This window comes from Aeromicrobium sp. P5_D10, from assembly GCF_054049535.1.
In genome coordinates, this window is sequence record NZ_JBFUME010000001.1 from 122,033 (window position 1) to 139,456 (window position 17,424).

Genomic DNA, 17,424 nt, shown 5'->3' on the forward strand with positions numbered 1-17,424 from the left:
AGGAGATATGGACTCCACCGTTGCGGCGCAGCATCGAGAGCAGCGCTTTCGGACGTTATATGACGACGTTCATGTTGATCTGCTGCGCTTTGTGCGCCGACGAGTCCATCCGAGACACGCCGAGGATGTCGTTAGCGAGGTAATGCTCGTGGCGTGGCGGCGTTTGGACGACGTGCCTTCCGACTTGTCGACAGCACGCGCCTGGTTGTTCGGCGTGGCACGCCACACCCTCCTAAACACGGGTCGGCGCGAACGCGGGCAAGAAGCGCTCCCAATTCGTCTCGCCGAGGCCGCTCCTGTCTTGACCGACGGCGGTCATTCCGCTGATTTGATCGCTGCCAGAATCGACATCGCAACAGCTTGGCGCGCACTGAACCCTATCCACCAAGAGGCACTTACTCTTGCCGTCTTCGACGGACTGAGCGCGCCCGAGGCCGCCGTCGTGCTGGACATCTCGCCGACAGCTTTTCGGCTTCGGCTGTCTCGCGCCAGGAGATCGCTGAGGCGACTCATCGAGTCGGGGAAAGCCGATGGTCAACTGCCCGGAGACATCGCTTACGTAAGGAGCCCAGAATGACTAAGCGCAGTATCGCCCACCTCGAAAATGTCCTGCGTGAAATGGACCCGGCCCCACCCACAGTGACCGAAGATGAACGTCGCCGCGCCGCTGCAACTCGCGATCGGATCCTGGCCACGCCTAGGGAGGGACATGTCGGGATCGAGCCTGATCATAAGAAACGGCATCGAGGCCGTGCGCTCGTTGCGGTCGCCATCGCCGCAACCGCGGCTGTCGCAGTGCCAACATTAATCGGCGGCGGCTCCGCCTTCGCATCGTGGACCGCGACCCCGGAGCCACTTTCGCGTTCGGCTGCCACCGCGGCCGCCACAACTTGCCGGGCAGCTCTTCGTATTGACGACCAACGTGCGCAAACAGTCATCAGCGAGATGCGAGGCAAATGGACGTACGTCCTCATCGAAGGCCCAGCAGGCGAAGGCGCATGCCTGATGCCCGAAGACCACACGAACCGCAAGAACGGATTTTTCGGCACCTACAACCCTGATCCCCCGGAGGCGCCAGCGACCGCTAACGACGGCATCATCGAAACCGTGACCATGGAAGGCTCCGTCACCGTTCCGGGTCGGCTGCCATTCAGTTCCACCGACGAGTGGTTCAGTTGGGTCAACGGCTACGTGGGTAGCGACGTCACCGCCGTCACGGTGCACCCGCCCGTCGGCCCCGATGTCGAAGCCACCGTCAGCCACGGTCGTTTCAGCGCTTGGTGGCCGGCGGGCGAACTCCGAGGCGACAATTCAGGTGTGGGTGGAGCGTGGACCTACACCGTGACCCTGGCAGACGGGACTTCGCGGCAGGCCAGCGCCTGACGTTGGCCACCAGAAGACGTGTGCGAGTGCCGAAGGATGAAAAGATCGAGTGCTAAGAGGGCGGCCGATGGTTGCGGGTCGGTCGCAGAATGCCGGCGGGAATGGTCGTAGGTCTGGCGCTTACGGCTCTTTGACGCGACGCCCGGCGTAGCGGGCCCATGGTTCTGCGGCTCTATTGGTGTGCAGAAACGCGACGTGGGGGCTGTAGGCGAGCGCTTCGGCAACCAGTGAGGGCGGGACTTCGAGGACGAGTTCGCCGATTGCCCGGTTGCGGGCGCCGAGCAGGTTGATGCCAAGTTGTCGGAGACGATCCATCACGGTGTTGTCGTGCAGGTGACCGTCCAGCGATGGTGCTGGGGGAGCAGCCAGGGGCTATTGGATCCTGTCCCCCTACGGAGATTGGGCCTGGTGGACACATGGTCTCGTAGCAGTTTGGCGAACGGTTCGGGAACGTCAACCGGTCGATCCTCGAGGGTGATCTTCATCCCGGCCACACTGTCATCAACTGAGTCAAGTCGCAGACTCACGACCCTGACCAGAGGCTGCGCGTAGAGCAGGAGAAGTATCCCGGCGATGCTGGTAGTGCAGCGATTCGTTTCGCCCGGTCAGGAGTTCGTTGAGCCAGGCGAGCCGTTGGTCCTGCGTGAGCGATGGGCTTGAGCGTGCAGCACGGTGTTGAACTGTCACGACTGCGTTGACCAGGTTGCGGCCACCCGGGGGATGGGCCGTCCGCGCCGGCCGCAGGGATCGCCACGCTTGCGCATGCGCGCAGTCGCAGTACGGGGGCGGCCACGTTGGTGTGAGCGGGGGAGAGGCCAAGGGGTTCGGGATCCATCATGTTCTCCTGCCCAATCTATTTGTCGAGAATGTTGGCGCGTCGCCGTCGCGTGGTCCGGTCAAGCGGTGTGACATTGGCTGGTGTGGCGGTCCCGGTCTTGCGGGCGCGTGTGCCGGCGGCTGTCCCACTACGTTCACTGGGAAACAAGTCGAGGGCGCCTCGATCACCGCGACCATTGGCCAACTGATCCTCAAGGATCCCGGGTGTCCAACGCCAGACAGTGAGCATGCTGCGGGGCCTAGGGGGAGAGGCCCGCCTGGCTTTGCCAAAACGGACCTTGCAGGCGCCAAAAGGAACCGAAATCTCGTGCGTGAGGATTGCGTGCGAAGTCGACGGTTTGCAGATGGCGGAGCTCGTTGAACCGGAGACCGTAACCGTGGGCAACCCTCATCATGACTGAGTCGCGGTAGGCGGCCTGCCAACCTTTCTGACCGGACTTGCCGACGCGTTTCACCTCGAGGTCGCTGTGCTCGAACAAGGCGAGTGGTGGGTGCCGATCCCAATTGATTCATCTGATGCGGTACGCCGACCGGTGCCTGACAGCCTGCGTATCAAGTGTGGGCGTGTTCATGCCCGAGATCGACGGCTCTCGCGGCCAATTCAGGCACGCGCGTCGAGACTACAAAGTCGTGCACGCTGACATTGCCTTCGATCCGACCTACAGGACTGCCTGCGCTTTGGGTTCGCTCGACGCCAAGAATCCACGACAACTTGCCGATCGGAAGGCATCCAACAGCAGATGTGAAGCCAACGACTGACTGCGCTTTACCAGCATGCGCGCTCGTCTCCGCGATCAAGGTTGTTCCTGAGACTTCCTACGTTGTTCGTCGAGCAAAGCGCCTCTAGAATTGACGACTAGCGCAATGATTCCAAACACGACGCACAATCCGCCGAGCAGGACGCCGAGCAATCCGGCTAGGTACTCGTTCGCGTCTCCTGCTTCCGTGGGTGGGATGAACGAACTGGCTGCCAGCCCAGCCCCGATTGCGCCGCACAGCCAGTAGATAAAACCACGGCGTCCGGCACGCTTCGCACCAACTCCAGATACTAGAAGAACTAAGAATCCGACTAGAGCTCGCCATGGATCAATCCAGTCTGTGCGTGACAAAGGATCGAGAAAAGCAGCAATCCCGAGAGCGCTGATCAGCAGAGGAATCATGTGTCAGAAGTTCCATTCGTCGTATCGGGAGTACGGCCAAAAAGATGACCCTCAGAATTCACCGACAAGAATTCGGCAAGAGTGCCACGAGGGGTGTGTTGTCCGCAGCAAAACACTAATCTGCCGGGCGCAGCGCCAAACTGCCACGCCTGGTTGGCGTGGTGTCGAGTCAGGGGAGTGGCTCGGGATTCGGCGGCGCGACCGCACGGGTGGGCCGCAGCCGTTGATGCTGCCGCCAGCCCCGATTGATTCATCTGATGCAATGCGCAGACTACTACCTGACATAATGTGCATTATCGGACATCCGGATTGAGGAGAAGCCTGACCGAGAGGATCTGCCAGAACCGTTGGTTTGACGCACATGCTGCCGCGGCTGAATTCCGGCAGACTGATGTGGTGTTCGAAGGATTCGCTGGAACGTTCGTCGACACTACGGGCGCTCAGATTTTCGTGCGTCACGGCGGCCACGGACCGCCGATTGTTCTTCTGCACGGCCATCCGCGAACGTCCGCCACCTGGCACCGAGTCGCGCCGATTCTGGTTCGTGCCCGACACACCGTCGTGGATATGGACGTTCGACTGGTCCGGCGCCGACCGCAGATCATTCGACACATTGCAAACGTGCGGTCGCCGAGGACGTGCTGACGGTCATGCGCAGCCTGGGCCATGAGCGCTTCGCTTTGCTGGGACATGATCGAGGCAGCTATGTCGCACTGCGCCTGGCACTGGATCACCCGGATTCGGTGAACCGCCTGATTTTGGCCGATTGTATTCGGAGAACTATGACGAATGGCGAGCGGCGACCCGGAATCCGTCCGTTGTGCGCGAGGCATCGATTCTGGCCATCACATGGCCGAAGAAGCGCCGGACGAACTTGCCCGCGCGGTCACTGCGTTCCTGGCCCGCCCCGATGTCGACACCCCGACTCCCCTGCGCTGAATGTCATGATCTGATCCGGTCGGCGTAATGGAATCCAGTGGTCCAATGCCCAGATGATCAAGGCGATCGCGGCATAGCTTGCACCGAGCACAGAGGTCCAGCGCCAGCCGGCAAATTCGTAGCACCAGGTCGCCGACATGGCCCCCAACGCGGAGCCGAGTGAGTAGTAGACCATGTACGAGCCGATCACTCGTCCAGCAGATTCCGGTTCGCGGGCGACGATAAGACTCTGGCTTGTGACATGGACGGCCTGAACCGCGAAGTCCAGAACGACGATGCCGATGACGAGCATCCACAGCGACGAGCCGACGTGTCCGATCAACCACCACGAGACGATCAGCAACACGAGCGAACCAGCCGTCACAGACACCGCACTCCCCTGGTCTGCCCATCGGCCGGCGCGGACCGCCCCCAAAGCCCCCGCGAGCCCAGCGAACCCGAACATGCCTATCTGTGTCGCCGAAAGCTGCCACGGACCTTGACTCAACGGCAAGGAGATACCGCTCCACAAAACTCCGAAGGAGGCGAATACCGCCGATGCCATGAGCGCTCGGGTACGGAATACGCGATCGGTCGCGGTGAGCACGAAGACCGAGAGCACGGCGGCGGCGTATGTGCTGGGACGACGACGCGGAGCGTCCCGAGGCAGAAGTCTCAATGCGAGAGATGCCAGCACGAGCGAGACAATCGTCGAAGTGAGATAGACGCTTCTCCATCCGGTCAGATCAGCAATCGCGCCGGCGACCGTGCGCGCCAAGATGATCCCGACCACTACGCCAGACGTGACGGTTCCGATATTGCGACCCCGCTCGCCCGGTATGGACACCGAAGCGGTGTAGGCGACCACGATCTGTACCACTACCGAGAAGACACCTGCCATCACCACTCCCGCTAAGAGCATGGACACATTGGTCGACAATCCGATCACCAGAGTGCCGGCGGCGGCCAGTGCGATGTGTGCCGCGATCAACACCCGGCGGTTGAGCCAGTCCCCCAGCGGGACCAACACGACCAGACCTGCCAGATAGCCGATCTGCCCGACGGCAACAACTGCCCCCAGACTCCGTGTAGGGATGTCCAGGTCCGCGCCGATCGTTTCGAGGAGTGGTTGCGCGTAGTAGATGTTGGCCACCGAGACCGCACACAACGCCGCTAAGACGAAACGTAACGACGTCGGGAAGGGACGTGACCGAACCGGGTCCAGATTCACAACTATCCAATCGGTAGCAAAAGACAACTCTTTGAGACTAGTGCATACTAGTTTCAAATCGCAACTCATTGGAGAACAGTTGAAGCCGTCCGAGCACACCTCCGCGAGCGCCGGGATACGCCGTACCGACTGGACCGACCCCCTGTGCCCAGTGGCCCGCGCGATCGACCTGATCGGCGACAAGTGGAGTCTGTTGATCGTCCGCGACGCATACGACGGGGCACGCTCCTTCACCGAGTTCCATCGAAGTCTCGGTGTCGCCCGGAACATACTGACCGACCGTCTTCGCCGACTGACCGAATGCGGCGTACTGACCCAGCAGGTCGCGTCATCGGGGAAACGTCGTGAGTACGTCCTCACCGAGTCGGGTCATGACCTCTTCATCACGATCGTGGCTCTCCGCCAGTGGGGCGAGCGTCATGCCTTCACCGAAGGCGAGGAGCACTCAAAACTCGTCACAACAGACGGCTCCCCCGTGCCGACACTTGCTCTGTCGACTACCTCAGGCCAGACCCTGAGCGCCAACGACACGCACGTGGACAAGGTCGGCGAGGATGTGCCGCCGACAAGAAGGCGCCCAGCCCCATGAAGGAGCCGGGCGCCTAATACCTGTCTTCGCCGCTAGTAGCAACTGGACTGGATGACCTTACTGCGCTCGAGCTGACCAACATTTCCGTCATAGCGGGCCAGGTAGTGGTAGGGGCCGCGGTAATCGAGGATCCTGACCTGCCTCCCGGCGGGGATGAAATGCCCACCGCTAGGGCTCGTGAAAAGCGTTGCGTCAGCGTTGGTGCGACACAAGTCGTTCGGTTGCGCAGCGTTAGCCGCACTCATGGGCACCGTTAAGGCGATCGTCGTTGCTACGGCGACCGTTGCGCCGCGGAGGATGGTACGCATATGGCTCTCCCTCGTACTGTTTCGGGCCGACACTCTTTTGCGTCGACCGCCATAACTAGTACAAACGTTTCAGATACAGCCTGTCAAGACATGCTCTCACATTTGTGGCCACGCTGATCGTCGCCTACGGGCGGTCACGGCCGCGGTAGACGGACGCAGTGCGACGCGGGTCTGAGTCTGAGCGGCACCACAGTCCTTCTTGAGCGTTCTCAGCAACATGTCGAGAGCGCCGGTGTCGGGCACGTAAGCGCGCAGGAGATAGTCGTACGGTCCGGTCATATGAACTGCCTCGACGATCTGGCTGACACGTTCGATGTTCGCGGTGAAGCTGTCGTAATCAGTCGAACTGTCGAGGCGCACATCGATGAACACCTCGAGGCCACCTCGCGGAGCTGGCGCCTCGTCGCCTGTCACCACGGTGTAGCCGGCGATGACTCCGCCATCTTCAAGGCGGCGCACGCGGGCCGCCGCCGCGTTGGTGCTCAGGCCTACGCGACGTCCCAGCTCACTGAACGAACGGCGAGCATCTTCTCGGAGTAGACCGAATAATTGTTGGTCTATGTCATCCATACTGCTGACTTTACAAGTATGACTTCCGGATTCGCAGTCATACCGTCGTGCAGACTCAAGACTTGTCTCCATGCTTGAGAACATCCTCGTGCCCGCCGGCGCCGGCGTCGCTGCCGGTCTTGGCGTCGCAATGCCACTGGGGGCCATCGCCGCGCTGCTTCTACGAGAAGGCGTGGTCAACGGTGTGCGAGTAGGCGTGTCCGCAGCTGCGGGTGTCGCCATTGTCGACACGACGTACTGCGCGATCGCGATGTTGACCGGGGCTGCGCTGTCCTCTGCGGTGGAATCGCACCAGACCTTGTTCCTGACTCTTTCCGGGCTGTTGATAGCTCTCATCGGTGTCCGGCAACTTGCCTCGGGGATGAGAAGTCGTGCCGCTGAGGCCCCGACCGTCGAACCCGTCTCGCCGGTGAAGGCGTTCGTGCGATTCGTCGGACTGACGGCTCTCAACCCCTTGACGCTGGTCTACTTCGTCTCGCTGGCCGCAGCCGTGACGAGCCACAGCAAATCATGGTTCGGACCGGTCGTCTTCGTGCTTGCGGTCGGTCTGTCGTCGCTCGCGTGGCAAGTCCTGATCGCATCTGCCGGCAGCGTATTCGGCAAGACCCTGAACTCGACCGCCGTCGAGCTTGTGGGGATAGTCGCCTCTCTTCTCATCGTCGGTCTGGGTTGTCTCATCACTGTCAGCGGCTTGATCTGATCACTCGACGGGTCGGAGCAAGTCGGTCAGCGGCAATGGCAACGAGTAGTCGACCTGCGGTGCCTCAATTGCGGCTCCATGGTCCTCACTGACCGTGATCATGTCTGTGGCGACCTCGCTGATGCGTACTCGTAACCAGCGGTCGTCGCCCAGATGGAGCTCATAGCGATCTGCGAGGTAGCCGATCCCGAGCGATTCGAGTGTCTCTTCCGCGGTCATCCAGTCAACCACCTGGGTGTGGCGACGGCCGAGAAGATCGATCGCGACGAAACCGTCGTCCTCGGGAGATATCCAGCCGAGACGTTCGCCGTCGCGGCCACGTCGATGCTCGATCCAATCTGCGCTCAGCATGTCAGTCATCCCCGCGGTCGATGTCGACCACCTTGCCCGACAGGTCGGTCTGGATGGAGCCATACTCGTCGAATTCGGTGTCAACGCGAATATAGACCGACGCAGCCTCGATATCGGAGTTGTCCGGGAGGGTGCCCATGCGAATCGACACGCTCGACACCTTCCCGTCGGGTAGGCCTACTTCCTTCGGCGCAGACTTCAGAAAGGCCAGCACCGCGGCGGCGTCGACATCGGCCAGGTCGATGAGCGTCGTCTCGTCGATGTCGCGTTGCCCTTTGGTGAACACGTCGTCGAAGTCTCCCCCGTACTGATAGGTGATCGTGCGGCGAGCACTCCCCTCGACCGGAACGGTGACCATCGCGTAGGTGTCGTAGAGGGAGGCTTCCAAGACTTCGGTCGTGCCGAATTCGTCCCTGGCGTCGGCGACCATCTGGGCAAATCCCTCGACAGTCCGGACTTTGGCCTTGTCCGGACCGACTGATCCGACACTGACATACAGGATCGAGCCCAAGGCGACCAGCACCATGACCCCCGCGAGAAGGTAGGCCGTCCGCTGGCCGCGTCGTCCGCTGCTCGGCAGGTGCTCCCAGTCGATAGTCATGCGCAAAGTCTAGGGATATACCTCGAGTGGCTTCTCAGATGAGCGAGACTGAGAGCATGCAGACGAATGATTCAGCATGGCTGTGTGTGACCTGTGGAGTCGAGTACGAACCATCACAGGCTCCCCCGGACGCGTGCGCGATCTGCGAGGACGAACGCCAGTACGTCCCGGCATCCGGCCAGAGGTGGACGACGGTCGAGCAGCTTCGAGCAGCAGGCCAAAGTGTCAGTGTCTTCGAGGTCGCCGACAAGTTCTGGGGACTGTGCGCAGGCGACGTCGGAATCGAGCAGCAAGCCGCTCTGATCCAGACTGATGCCGGGAACCTGCTGTTCGACGTGCCCGGACTGATCGACGACGAATCCGTGGCGAAAGTGCACGAGCTGGGCGGGATCGCTGCCATCGTGGCCAGCCACCCGCACATGTACGGCGTGCAATCGGCGTGGAGCGCAGCATTCGACGATGCCCCGATCTGGATCGCCGAGGCCGATCAGGAGTGGCTCGGGCGTCACACGTCGAGCGTCCGGCTGTGGTCTGAGCCATTCGAGGTGCTGCCCGGCATCCTCCTCGATCAGGTTGGCGGGCACTTCCCGGGCAGCACGGTGGCGGTGTGGTCGCACGGCGCCGACGGCCGGGGCGTCATGTTGGCCGGCGATGCGATCTTCCCGGTGGCCGACGGCAATGTCACATTCCTACGCAGTTATCCCAACCGGATCCCGATGTCAGCGCACGTCGTCGAACGCATCGCGGCGCAGGTCGATCAGTACGAATTCGACGTGCTGTTCAACAACTTCGGAGCGAGCGCCGGTCCTGACGCCCGGTCGATCGTGAATCGGTCTGCGCGCCGATATGCCGACTGGGTCAGCGGCAAGAACGATCACCTGACCTGATTCTGCCCCGACGTCGTTTCTCGAACCGTCCGCTCAGACAGCAGCCACGCCGCAAGCGCCCCGGCCAGCATGCCGAACAGATGTCCTTCCCACGACACTCCAGGTCGACCCGGCAATACGCCCCACAACACGCCGCCGTAGACCATGAAGACCACCATGCCGAGCGCGATCTGGCCCAGGCTGCGGTTGAAGACGCCACGCACGATCAGGTACGCCAACCAGCCGAACACGATGCCGGATGCGCCGATGTGGTTCGTGTGATGTGCGCCGAACAGCCAGACACCCGCTCCCCCCACGATCCACACGACCGCCGTGACCTGCAACCAGGTACGCACCCCTGAGAGTGCGATCAGGAATCCCAGTACCAAAAGCGGGACGGTGTTGCCGATCAGGTGCCCCCACCCGCCGTGCAGCAAGGGGGCGAACACGATCCCGTCCAGGCCACCGAGCTCGCGAGGTTGGACCCCGTTGCGCTCGAGCCGGCCGGACACCAGGGTGTCGACGACCTCGATGAGGTACAACAAGGCGACGTACCCGCCGGCCACGGTTCCGGCCACGATCGGACGCGAGGGGGCTGTGCGCTCGGCTGGCGGATTGCTCATGCCCTGATGCTAGACGGGTGCTCGCATTCGGTTCGTGTCCCGGGGTTCGAGGTATGAGAGCACCAACGTCGTGAGTTCGTCGACGAACCGATCACGCGGTATCGGCGGCGCCTCCAGGACGTACTGCACCGTGAGGTGCTCGACCAGTCGGACGACTATCCACGCCGAGGTCGCCGGCTCCGACACGCGGGTCTGGGGCTTGTTGATCGACAGATAGGCCGCGACGAGGTCGCCGACCCGTTGCTCGAGTTCTGCGGCGCGTCCACTGTGCTGAGCGCGTGGAAGGAGCTCGACGACGACACGGAGGAATTCGACGTTCTCCTCCAGCGCATCCAGCAGGCCCTCCAGTGTCGAACGGACAAGCGCAGGGCCGGGCTCGTCCAAACGATCAGCGAGCACCGCGGTGAGTCTGACCGAAAGTTCCGCGGAATAACGGTCGACGACTGCGGTCAGGATCGACGCCTTGTCGGGAAAGTACTGATACAGCGATCCCGGGCTGATTCGGGCCTCCTGCGCGACCCGATTGGTCGAGGCCTTGTCATATCCGTCTCGCAGGAGCACCGTCTGCCCTGCTGTGATGATGCGTTCGACCATGGCTCGCGAGCGCTCCTGTTTGGGCTGTTTACGCAGTTCTGTCGCAGGACGAGTCGGATGCACGCGGGGCCGGGCCATGATGCGAATTGTATGCGAGTAATAGCTCGTGTCAGCATCCGGACATGACGATCGACACCGCGACTCCCATCCCCTCACGATTCCGCGCCGCAGAAGAACGCGGTGCCCGTATTGGACGGGTGCTGCGATCTGTAGGTCGGATCGACGAGGTCGACGAAGAGCTCATGGGATTGATCGGGCGACGTTTCATGCAGCGCGATGAGGTCGGTGCGGCTCTGGCCACCGCGATACGCGACCGCGGAGACGTCACGATGCGTCAGTTCCAGCAGGCATTGGTGCACGGCATCGAGAACGTCAAGGACGCTCCCCCTGCGTTACGGACGTTCTTCGCACACGTCGATGCGGTGCCCGAATGGGTCGACATGGACCTGGTCAACGAAGGTGCCCGCGTCTACCGGACGTACGGACAGAACTCGGCCGATGTGCTGCTGCAATTGTCGCTGATCGGCGGGTACCGGTTCGGTGGTCCCACAGATCTGCTCGTCGCGACCGGCGGACTCGCAGGCGGGATGACCAAGCGTCGTCTCGGCGAGACCCAGAAGTGGGGAATCGCTCTTTCCGAGCATGACGCGATGCATCGCAGCGGTGAGGGCTTCCAATTGACGGTCCACGTGCGGCTGATGCACGCCATGGTCAACCAACGGTTCTCCACCGGCGACCGATGGGACGTCGACACCTGGGGGTTGCCGATCAACCAATCGGATCAGGCCGCGACGCTGGGTCTCTTCAACGCAACGTTGCTGCTGGGCGTCAGGGCGCTCGGCGTACGTGTCCCCCGGGCCGACTCGCGCGCCGTGATGCACTTGTGGAAGTACGTCGGCTGGCTCATGGGCGTCAATGAGGACTGGCTCTTCGACAGCGAGCGCGAGCAGCACCGATTCAACTATCACGTGCTGCTGGCGCAGTCCGACGTCACTGCAGCTGGCCCCCAGCTCGCCAATGCGATCATCGACGCCCAGGACGAGCTGCATTTCGCACATTTCGAGTGGCTCTCCCGTCGCTACGGGCGCGAGCGCCTGCTCAGCATGCTTCGGGTGTTCCTCGGCAAGGACGGACTGACCGATCTGCGTCTGCCGAGCAGGCTTCCGTGGGCGGTGGCATTGATCATCCCGGCCAACTTCTTGCGCTATCACCTGATCGGTCGCACGTCGTGGGGTCGAGGCTATCTGGAACGTCGCGGCTCGGCGGTTCGCCGCAGATTGCTTGCGCGCTACTTCGGAGCCGATGCGCCGGAGATTGGCCGTATCAGCCAAGATTGATCTCATGCAGATCACCCGTTTCGGACACGCCGCCCTGCTCGTCGAGGTCGGGACCACCCGAATCCTCATCGATCCGGGCACGCTGAGCGTCGGTGAAGTCTTCGAGCTCGACGGACTCGACGCGATCATCGTGACCCATCAGCACCCCGATCATCTCGACCAATCGCGGGCGCCCGCGCTGATCGAACGCAATCCCGACGCCGTGCTGCTGTGTGATCCGGAGACGGCCTCCCTGGTCGACTTCGGCAGCTGGCGCGAGAACGCCGATGGTCTCGAAACCAGCTTCCCAGGACTCACAGTTCGCGGGGTCGGCTCGCAACACGCACCGATCCTCCCCTCGATCCCCCGGATCGGCAATGTCGGCGTACTTCTGACTGAGGACGGCGCAAGCACGCTGTTCCACCCCGGTGACGCCTACGAGTACGCCCCCGAGGGTGTCGATGTTCTCGCGCTGCCCTTGTCGGCGCCGTGGGCGAAGTCCAGCGAGACGGTCGATTTCGTGCAACGGATCTCCCCCACGACGTTCTTCCCGATCCACGACTGCACGACATCGCCGGCAGGACATGCGAGCTACTGGGCCCAGGTGAGCGGTCACGGCGGCGTCGAGGACGCTCGCCTGCTCGGCCAGACCGACTCCACGACAGTCTGAGGGTGACCGGGCACGCCGGATGGATGCGCTCGGCCTCGATCCCTCTCATGCTGCTCGGCGGCGCCTTGGTGGCGGCGCAGTCACGTATCAACGGAGAACTCGCCGACCGACTGGGTGAGGGACTGCGCTCAGGGGCGCTCGCCGCGACCATCAGTTTCGGCAGTGGGTTCGTCCTGCTCACAGTGCTCGTACTGTGTCGGCCCAACGTTCGGGCGGGGGTCAAGGCGCTGCGCAGCGGGTTGACTCAGCGACGTATCCGCCCCTACGAACTGCTCGGTGGTCTGGGCGGCGCCTTCTTCGTGGCCACCCAGGGCATCGCGGTCGGCACGATAGGTATCGCATTGTTCATCGTCGCGTTCACAGCCGGACAGTCGGCGAGCTCGCTCGCGGTCGACCATCTCGGTTGGTCACCGCACGGACGCCACAGCATTGCGGCGCCTCGTGTGATCGCTGCCATGCTGGCTGTCGTCGCGGTGCTCCTGACGGCGGGAGAACGCCTTGTCGACGATACGGATGCGCTGATCGCCGTCTACGCGCTTCTGGCCTTCCTGGCCGGAACACTCCAGGCGGTCCAGCAGGCACTCAACGGACGGGTGGCCGCGGTCGGCGGATCATGGGCCACCACCTGGAACAACTTCGTGGTCGGCACCTTCGGCCTGTTGATCTTCCTGGCCGTCAGTTTCACCGCTGACGGGAATCTCGAATCGCTGCCCGGGACCTGGTGGCTGTACCTCGGCGGACTGTGCGGTGTCGGCTTCATCTGGATCGCGTCGTGGACCGTGCGCATCCACGGCGTCCTCGTCCTCGGGTTGTGCATGATCGCCGGACAGGTCGTGACCGCCGAGGTGATGGACGTCTTCGGTGAGGATTCTCACGTCGGCGCAATCGGCGTTCTCGGCGGGGCCTTGACGCTCGTAGGCGTTGCGATTGCACTGGTTTCACGGCGCTCCGACACGCGGGTTTCGACAAATTGAGTTATCTCATATCTGAGATATGGTGGTGGGCATGACGGTTCGTGATGACTATTTGGCCAGAATTGGCGCCCTCATTCGTGATGCCAGACAGCACAGCGGATTGACCCAGGCCGAGCTCGCCGCAGAGCTCAAGACCAGCCAGAGCGCGATCAACCGGATCGAGAAGGGTCAGCAGAACCTGACCCTCGACATGCTCGCCCGCATCGGCAGTGCCCTCGATTCCGAACTCGTCAGCGTCGGAACGTCCGGCCCCAGCCACCTGCGCGTCGTCGGAGGCACGACGTTGTCGGGCGCGATCGACGTCAAGTCCAGCAAGAACGCCGGTGTGGCCTTGCTGTGTGCCTGCCTGCTCAATGCCGGCACCACGGTGCTGCGCAAGGTCGCCCGGATCGAAGAGGTCAACCGGCTCCTCGAGGTGTTGACGTCGATCGGGGTCAAAGCCACGTGGCTCAATGCCGAGAACGACCTGGAGCTCATCGTTCCGGCCGAACTCGACCTGGCCTCGATGGACGCCGACGCCGCACGCCGTACGCGCAGCATCATCATGTTCCTCGGACCGCTGATGCATCGCTATGACGACTTCGAGCTGCCCTACGCGGGCGGCTGCGATCTCGGAACCCGTACCGTCGAGCCGCACATGACGGCGCTTCGCCCCTTCGGCCTCAAGGTCGTTGCGACAGAAGGCAGTTATCACGCGACGACTGCCGAAGGCGTGGGTCCCGAACGCCCGATCGTGCTGACCGAGCGCGGCGACACCGTGACCGAGAACGCCCTGCTCGCCTCGGCCCGCTACGACGGTGTCACGGTCATCCGCAACGCGAGCCCCAATTACATGGTTCAGGATCTGTGCTTCTTCCTGGTCAAGCTCGGGGTCAAGATCGAGGGCATCGGGACGACGACCCTGCGCATCACCGGGGCACCCGTCATCCACTGCGATGTCGAGTACGCGCCGAGCGAGGACCCGATCGAGGCCATGAGCCTGATCGCGGCTGCGATCGTCACCAAGTCGAGTATCACGGTGCGCCGGGTGCCGATCGAGTTCATGGAGATCGAACTCGCGCTGCTCGAGGAGATGGGTTTCCAATACGACCGCACGCCCGAGTACCGCGCGGAAAACGGCGAGACCCGACTCGTCGACATCACGACCTACCCCTCGACGCTGCATGCGCCGATCGACAAGATCCACCCCATGCCGTTTCCGGGCCTCAACATCGACAATCTGCCCTTCTTCGCCGTCATCGCGGCGACCGCGGACGGCCAGACGATGCTGCACGACTGGGTCTATGAGAATCGGGCGATCTACCTGACCGAGCTCAACAAGCTCGGCGCCCAGGTCAAGCTGCTGGATCCGCACCGCGTGTTGATCGAGGGGCCGACCCATTGGAGCGGCGCCGAGCTCATCTGCCCGCCGGCGTTGCGCCCGGCAGTCGTGATCCTGCTCGCGATGTTGGCCGCCAAGGGCACCTCGGTGCTGCGCAGCGTCTACGTCATCAATCGGGGCTACGAGGATCTCGCCGAACGGCTCAACGCGCTGGGAGCGCAGATCGAGACGTTCCGCGACATCTAGCCACGCTGCGTGCGCTGTGCCCCTATCAGGGCATAGCGTGACGGTGTGCCCGGCTATCTCGACCCTCCCCCGCTCGCATTCGCGCATCGTGGCGGCTCGAAGGTGGCGGACAACGTCGGGATCGAGAACTCGCTCGCGGCATTCGCACATGCCTATCGGTTGGGGTTCCGCTATCTCGAGACCGATGTCAGATCGTCGTCGGACGGGATCGTCTACGCGATCCACGACGCAGCTCTGGACCGGCTGACCGGCAGCAGCGATTCGGTATCAGCATTGACCGCCGAGGCCCTCGATCTGCAGCGCCTCGACCAACGCGAACCGTTCGCGCGTCTCGAGGCGCTTTATGAGACGTTCCCCGATGCACGGCTCAACATCGATCTCAAGTCCGATGACGTCGTCGAGTCGACATGCTCACTGATCGAGGCGCTCGGCACGGAGAATCGCACGCTGCTGGCGTCGTTCTCGTATCGCCGGTTGCGTCGTGTACGCAAACGACTGCGCAGTGTCGCGACCTCCGGGTCGAGCGTTGAGGTAGCTGCCGTCCGGCTGCTACCCACCTGGGTGCTCAAGCTGTTCGGACCGAAGGCCCCGGTGTGTTTGCAGGTTCCGGCCACCCGCGGCCGGTTCACGGTGGTCACCCCGCGGTTCCTGCAGCGGGCCCACACCCTGGGCATGCAAGTACATGTCTGGACGATCGATGACGCCGACCAGATGAACCGGCTGCTCGATCTTGGAGTCGACGGAATCGTCACCGACCGCACCGACGTCCTCAAGGACGTCCTCGTGGCGCGAGGAACCTGGAGGGAACCCAGATGAGCGATCATGCCCAAGACTCAGTGGTCTCGGCGGCGGTGGCTTCGGCCACCCAACGCAAGGCGGTCATCGCCTGGAGCCTGTGGGATTGGGGTTCGGCGGCTTTCAACGCCGTGATCGTGACCTTCGTGTTCTCGGTCTATCTGACCGATGCCGTCGGCGACGAACTGCCGGGTCCCATTTCGGCCAGTTCCTGGCTCGGCTGGTCGATCGGCGCAGCGAGTCTGGTCATCGCGATCCTCGCGCCGGTCATGGGACAGCGCTCTGACGGTTCCGGACACCGCAAACGCAGCCTCGGACTGCTGACCCTGTCGGTCGTGGCCGTGACGGCGTTGATGTTCCTGGTCGAAGAACGCCATGACTACTTGTGGCTCGGACTGCTCCTGATCGCGATCGGGACAGTCCTGTTCGAGCTGGCCCAAGTGCCCTATTTCGCAATGCTGCGTCAAGTCTCGACACCCGAGAATGTCGGACGCGTTTCGGGCCTCGGTTGGGCGTTCGGATATCTCGGCGGAATCGCACTGTTGTTGATCGTCTACGTCGGCCTGATAGCCGGTGATGGCGGCATGCTGGGCGTGTCCACCGAGAACGGTCTCAATATCCGCTGGGTCGCGGTGGTCGCTGCGGTCTGGTTCCTGGTCTTCTCGTTGCCAGTGCTGTTCACCGTCCCCGAACTGCCAGCCGACGCCAGCCCGCTGCCCAGCGTCGGATTCGCCCAGTCGTACCGGGTTCTGTTCGCCGAACTGCGCACGATGTGGCGCAACGACCGACAGACCCTTGCCTTCCTGATCGCGAGCGCTCTGTACCGCGACGGCCTGGCCGGGGTCTTCACCTTCGGCGCCGTGATCGCCGTCAGCGTGTACGGGTTCACCGACGACACCGTCATTCCCTTCGGTATCGCGGCCAATGTTGCTGCGGCCGGCGGCGCGATCGTGGCGGGCAGACTCGACGACCGTCTCGGTCCGCGCCGTGTCATCACGGTCTCATTGCTGTCGATGCTCGGCGCGGGACTCATCTTGCTGTTTGTCGAAGGCATGATCGGATTCTGGATCTTCGGTCTCGTGCTGTGTCTGTTCGTCGGCCCGGCCCAATCAGCGTCACGTACCTACCTCGTCCGACTGACTCCCCCGGGCAAAGAGGGCCAGCATTTCGGCCTCTACGCCATGACGGGCCGGGCCGCCTCGTTCCTGGCGCCGACGCTTTTCGGCCTCTTCGCGTTCATCTTCGGTGACGATCGCTGGGGCATCGTCGGCATCATGATCGTGCTCCTGGCCGGGCTCCTCGCACTCTTGCGGGTACCGGCTCTGGAAGGGGATCGTGCAATCGATGCATGAGATCTCCGTTCAGGGGAAT

Annotated in this window: 19 protein-coding genes; 12 read left to right on the plus strand and 7 right to left on the minus strand. The window is 62.9% G+C overall.

Features of this window, described 5'->3' with window-relative positions:
* Positions 1 to 7: 7 nt before the first annotated feature.
* Positions 8 to 577 (plus strand): RNA polymerase sigma factor, encoded by a 570-nt coding sequence (locus ACXJKC_RS00650; RefSeq protein ID WP_456694731.1) that lies wholly within the window; start codon positions 8 to 10, stop codon positions 575 to 577.
* Positions 574 to 1,383, plus strand: coding sequence for a hypothetical protein (locus ACXJKC_RS00655; protein WP_456694732.1), 810 nt, complete (start codon positions 574 to 576; stop codon positions 1,381 to 1,383). Before ACXJKC_RS00650 ends, ACXJKC_RS00655 begins: the two co-directional genes overlap by 4 nt.
* 120 nt (positions 1,384 to 1,503) lie before the next feature.
* On the opposite strand, the gene ACXJKC_RS00660 is transcribed toward ACXJKC_RS00655, so the two are convergent.
* Positions 1,504 to 1,698, minus strand: a complete 195-nt coding sequence (locus ACXJKC_RS00660; RefSeq protein ID WP_456694733.1) for a hypothetical protein — start codon at positions 1,696 to 1,698, stop codon at positions 1,504 to 1,506.
* Between the two features lie 2,197 nt (positions 1,699 to 3,895).
* Between ACXJKC_RS00660 and ACXJKC_RS00665 the strand changes: the two genes are divergently transcribed.
* Positions 3,896 to 4,333 (plus strand): alpha/beta fold hydrolase, encoded by a 438-nt coding sequence (locus ACXJKC_RS00665; protein WP_456694941.1) that lies wholly within the window; start codon positions 3,896 to 3,898, stop codon positions 4,331 to 4,333.
* Here the strand turns inward: ACXJKC_RS00665 and ACXJKC_RS00670 are convergent.
* A complete protein-coding gene (locus tag ACXJKC_RS00670) occupies positions 4,267 to 5,529 on the minus strand; it encodes an MFS transporter (protein ID WP_456694734.1) in 1,263 nt (420 codons plus the stop codon). The two genes, ACXJKC_RS00665 and ACXJKC_RS00670, sit on opposite strands and share 67 nt — an antisense overlap.
* 79 nt (positions 5,530 to 5,608) lie before the next feature.
* Here ACXJKC_RS00670 and ACXJKC_RS00675 point away from each other — a divergent pair, with 79 nt between their 5' ends.
* The gene (locus ACXJKC_RS00675; RefSeq protein WP_456694735.1) at positions 5,609 to 6,118 is read left to right on the plus strand and encodes a winged helix-turn-helix transcriptional regulator; all 510 of its coding nucleotides are present in this window, start codon (positions 5,609 to 5,611) and stop codon (positions 6,116 to 6,118) included.
* 404 nt (positions 6,119 to 6,522) lie between these two features.
* Here ACXJKC_RS00675 and ACXJKC_RS00680 read toward each other — a convergent pair whose 3' ends face one another.
* The gene (locus tag ACXJKC_RS00680) at positions 6,523 to 6,996 is read right to left on the minus strand and encodes an Lrp/AsnC family transcriptional regulator (protein ID WP_456694736.1); all 474 of its coding nucleotides are present in this window, start codon (positions 6,994 to 6,996) and stop codon (positions 6,523 to 6,525) included.
* Between the two features lie 70 nt (positions 6,997 to 7,066).
* On the opposite strand from ACXJKC_RS00680, the gene ACXJKC_RS00685 reads away from it, so the two are divergent.
* Positions 7,067 to 7,696: a LysE family transporter gene (locus ACXJKC_RS00685; RefSeq protein WP_456694737.1), complete on the plus strand. Its 630-nt coding sequence runs from the start codon at positions 7,067 to 7,069 to the stop codon at positions 7,694 to 7,696.
* Here ACXJKC_RS00685 and ACXJKC_RS00690 read toward each other — a convergent pair whose 3' ends face one another.
* Positions 7,697 to 8,047 (minus strand): hypothetical protein, encoded by a 351-nt coding sequence (locus ACXJKC_RS00690; RefSeq protein ID WP_456694738.1) that lies wholly within the window; start codon positions 8,045 to 8,047, stop codon positions 7,697 to 7,699.
* Between the two features lies 1 nt (position 8,048).
* Positions 8,049 to 8,648, minus strand: coding sequence for a hypothetical protein (locus ACXJKC_RS00695; RefSeq protein WP_456694739.1), 600 nt, complete (start codon positions 8,646 to 8,648; stop codon positions 8,049 to 8,051).
* A gap of 56 nt (positions 8,649 to 8,704) precedes the next feature.
* On the opposite strand from ACXJKC_RS00695, the gene ACXJKC_RS00700 reads away from it, so the two are divergent.
* Positions 8,705 to 9,535: a hydrolase gene (locus tag ACXJKC_RS00700; protein WP_456694740.1), complete on the plus strand. Its 831-nt coding sequence runs from the start codon at positions 8,705 to 8,707 to the stop codon at positions 9,533 to 9,535.
* On the opposite strand, the gene ACXJKC_RS00705 is transcribed toward ACXJKC_RS00700, so the two are convergent.
* Positions 9,523 to 10,137 carry a rhomboid family intramembrane serine protease gene (locus ACXJKC_RS00705; protein WP_456694741.1) on the minus strand — a complete coding sequence of 205 codons (615 nt, stop codon included), beginning with the start codon at positions 10,135 to 10,137 and terminating at the stop codon, positions 9,523 to 9,525. The two genes, ACXJKC_RS00700 and ACXJKC_RS00705, sit on opposite strands and share 13 nt — an antisense overlap.
* Positions 10,138 to 10,146: 9 nt before the next feature.
* Positions 10,147 to 10,809, minus strand: coding sequence for a TetR/AcrR family transcriptional regulator (locus ACXJKC_RS00710; protein ID WP_456694742.1), 663 nt, complete (start codon positions 10,807 to 10,809; stop codon positions 10,147 to 10,149).
* 44 nt (positions 10,810 to 10,853) lie between these two features.
* On the opposite strand from ACXJKC_RS00710, the gene ACXJKC_RS00715 reads away from it, so the two are divergent.
* From ACXJKC_RS00715 to ACXJKC_RS00740, 6 genes are read left to right on the plus strand one after another with little or no spacing between them, the layout of a single operon-like run.
* A complete protein-coding gene (locus ACXJKC_RS00715; protein WP_456694743.1) occupies positions 10,854 to 12,068 on the plus strand; it encodes an oxygenase MpaB family protein in 1,215 nt (404 codons plus the stop codon).
* Between the two features lie 4 nt (positions 12,069 to 12,072).
* Complete coding sequence (locus ACXJKC_RS00720) at positions 12,073 to 12,717, plus strand: MBL fold metallo-hydrolase (RefSeq protein WP_456694744.1); 645 nt, start codon at positions 12,073 to 12,075, stop codon at positions 12,715 to 12,717.
* 2 nt (positions 12,718 to 12,719) lie between these two features.
* Positions 12,720 to 13,691, plus strand: a complete 972-nt coding sequence (locus tag ACXJKC_RS00725; protein WP_456694745.1) for a DMT family transporter — start codon at positions 12,720 to 12,722, stop codon at positions 13,689 to 13,691.
* 31 nt (positions 13,692 to 13,722) lie between these two features.
* Positions 13,723 to 15,258 (plus strand): UDP-N-acetylglucosamine 1-carboxyvinyltransferase, encoded by a 1,536-nt coding sequence (locus tag ACXJKC_RS00730; RefSeq protein ID WP_456694746.1) that lies wholly within the window; start codon positions 13,723 to 13,725, stop codon positions 15,256 to 15,258.
* Positions 15,259 to 15,303: 45 nt separating this feature from the next.
* Positions 15,304 to 16,074 carry a glycerophosphodiester phosphodiesterase family protein gene (locus tag ACXJKC_RS00735; protein WP_456694747.1) on the plus strand — a complete coding sequence of 257 codons (771 nt, stop codon included), beginning with the start codon at positions 15,304 to 15,306 and terminating at the stop codon, positions 16,072 to 16,074.
* On the plus strand, positions 16,071 to 17,405 hold the full coding sequence (locus ACXJKC_RS00740; protein WP_456694748.1) for an MFS transporter: 1,335 nt from the start codon (positions 16,071 to 16,073) through the stop codon (positions 17,403 to 17,405). Before ACXJKC_RS00735 ends, ACXJKC_RS00740 begins: the two co-directional genes overlap by 4 nt.
* The last annotated feature ends 19 nt before the right edge of the window (positions 17,406 to 17,424 follow it).

What these genes read in the sequence shown, in the direction of transcription:
- ACXJKC_RS00650 (WP_456694731.1), top strand. Translation starts at nt 8, where the DNA reads ATGGACTCCACCGTTGCGGCGCAGCATCGAGAGCAGCGCTTTCGGACG.
- ACXJKC_RS00655 (WP_456694732.1), top strand. Translation starts at nt 574, where the DNA reads ATGACTAAGCGCAGTATCGCCCACCTCGAAAATGTCCTGCGTGAAATG.
- ACXJKC_RS00660 (WP_456694733.1), bottom strand. Translation starts at nt 1,698, where the DNA reads ATGGATCGTCTCCGACAACTTGGCATCAACCTGCTCGGCGCCCGCAAC.
- ACXJKC_RS00680 (WP_456694736.1), bottom strand. Translation starts at nt 6,996, where the DNA reads ATGGATGACATAGACCAACAATTATTCGGTCTACTCCGAGAAGATGCT.
- ACXJKC_RS00685 (WP_456694737.1), top strand. Translation starts at nt 7,067, where the DNA reads ATGCTTGAGAACATCCTCGTGCCCGCCGGCGCCGGCGTCGCTGCCGGT.
- ACXJKC_RS00690 (WP_456694738.1), bottom strand. Translation starts at nt 8,047, where the DNA reads ATGCTGAGCGCAGATTGGATCGAGCATCGACGTGGCCGCGACGGCGAA.
- ACXJKC_RS00695 (WP_456694739.1), bottom strand. Translation starts at nt 8,648, where the DNA reads ATGACTATCGACTGGGAGCACCTGCCGAGCAGCGGACGACGCGGCCAG.
- ACXJKC_RS00700 (WP_456694740.1), top strand. Translation starts at nt 8,705, where the DNA reads ATGCAGACGAATGATTCAGCATGGCTGTGTGTGACCTGTGGAGTCGAG.
- ACXJKC_RS00705 (WP_456694741.1), bottom strand. Translation starts at nt 10,137, where the DNA reads ATGAGCAATCCGCCAGCCGAGCGCACAGCCCCCTCGCGTCCGATCGTG.
- ACXJKC_RS00710 (WP_456694742.1), bottom strand. Translation starts at nt 10,809, where the DNA reads ATGGCCCGGCCCCGCGTGCATCCGACTCGTCCTGCGACAGAACTGCGT.
- ACXJKC_RS00715 (WP_456694743.1), top strand. Translation starts at nt 10,854, where the DNA reads ATGACGATCGACACCGCGACTCCCATCCCCTCACGATTCCGCGCCGCA.
- ACXJKC_RS00720 (WP_456694744.1), top strand. Translation starts at nt 12,073, where the DNA reads ATGCAGATCACCCGTTTCGGACACGCCGCCCTGCTCGTCGAGGTCGGG.
- ACXJKC_RS00730 (WP_456694746.1), top strand. Translation starts at nt 13,723, where the DNA reads ATGACGGTTCGTGATGACTATTTGGCCAGAATTGGCGCCCTCATTCGT.
- ACXJKC_RS00740 (WP_456694748.1), top strand. Translation starts at nt 16,071, where the DNA reads ATGAGCGATCATGCCCAAGACTCAGTGGTCTCGGCGGCGGTGGCTTCG.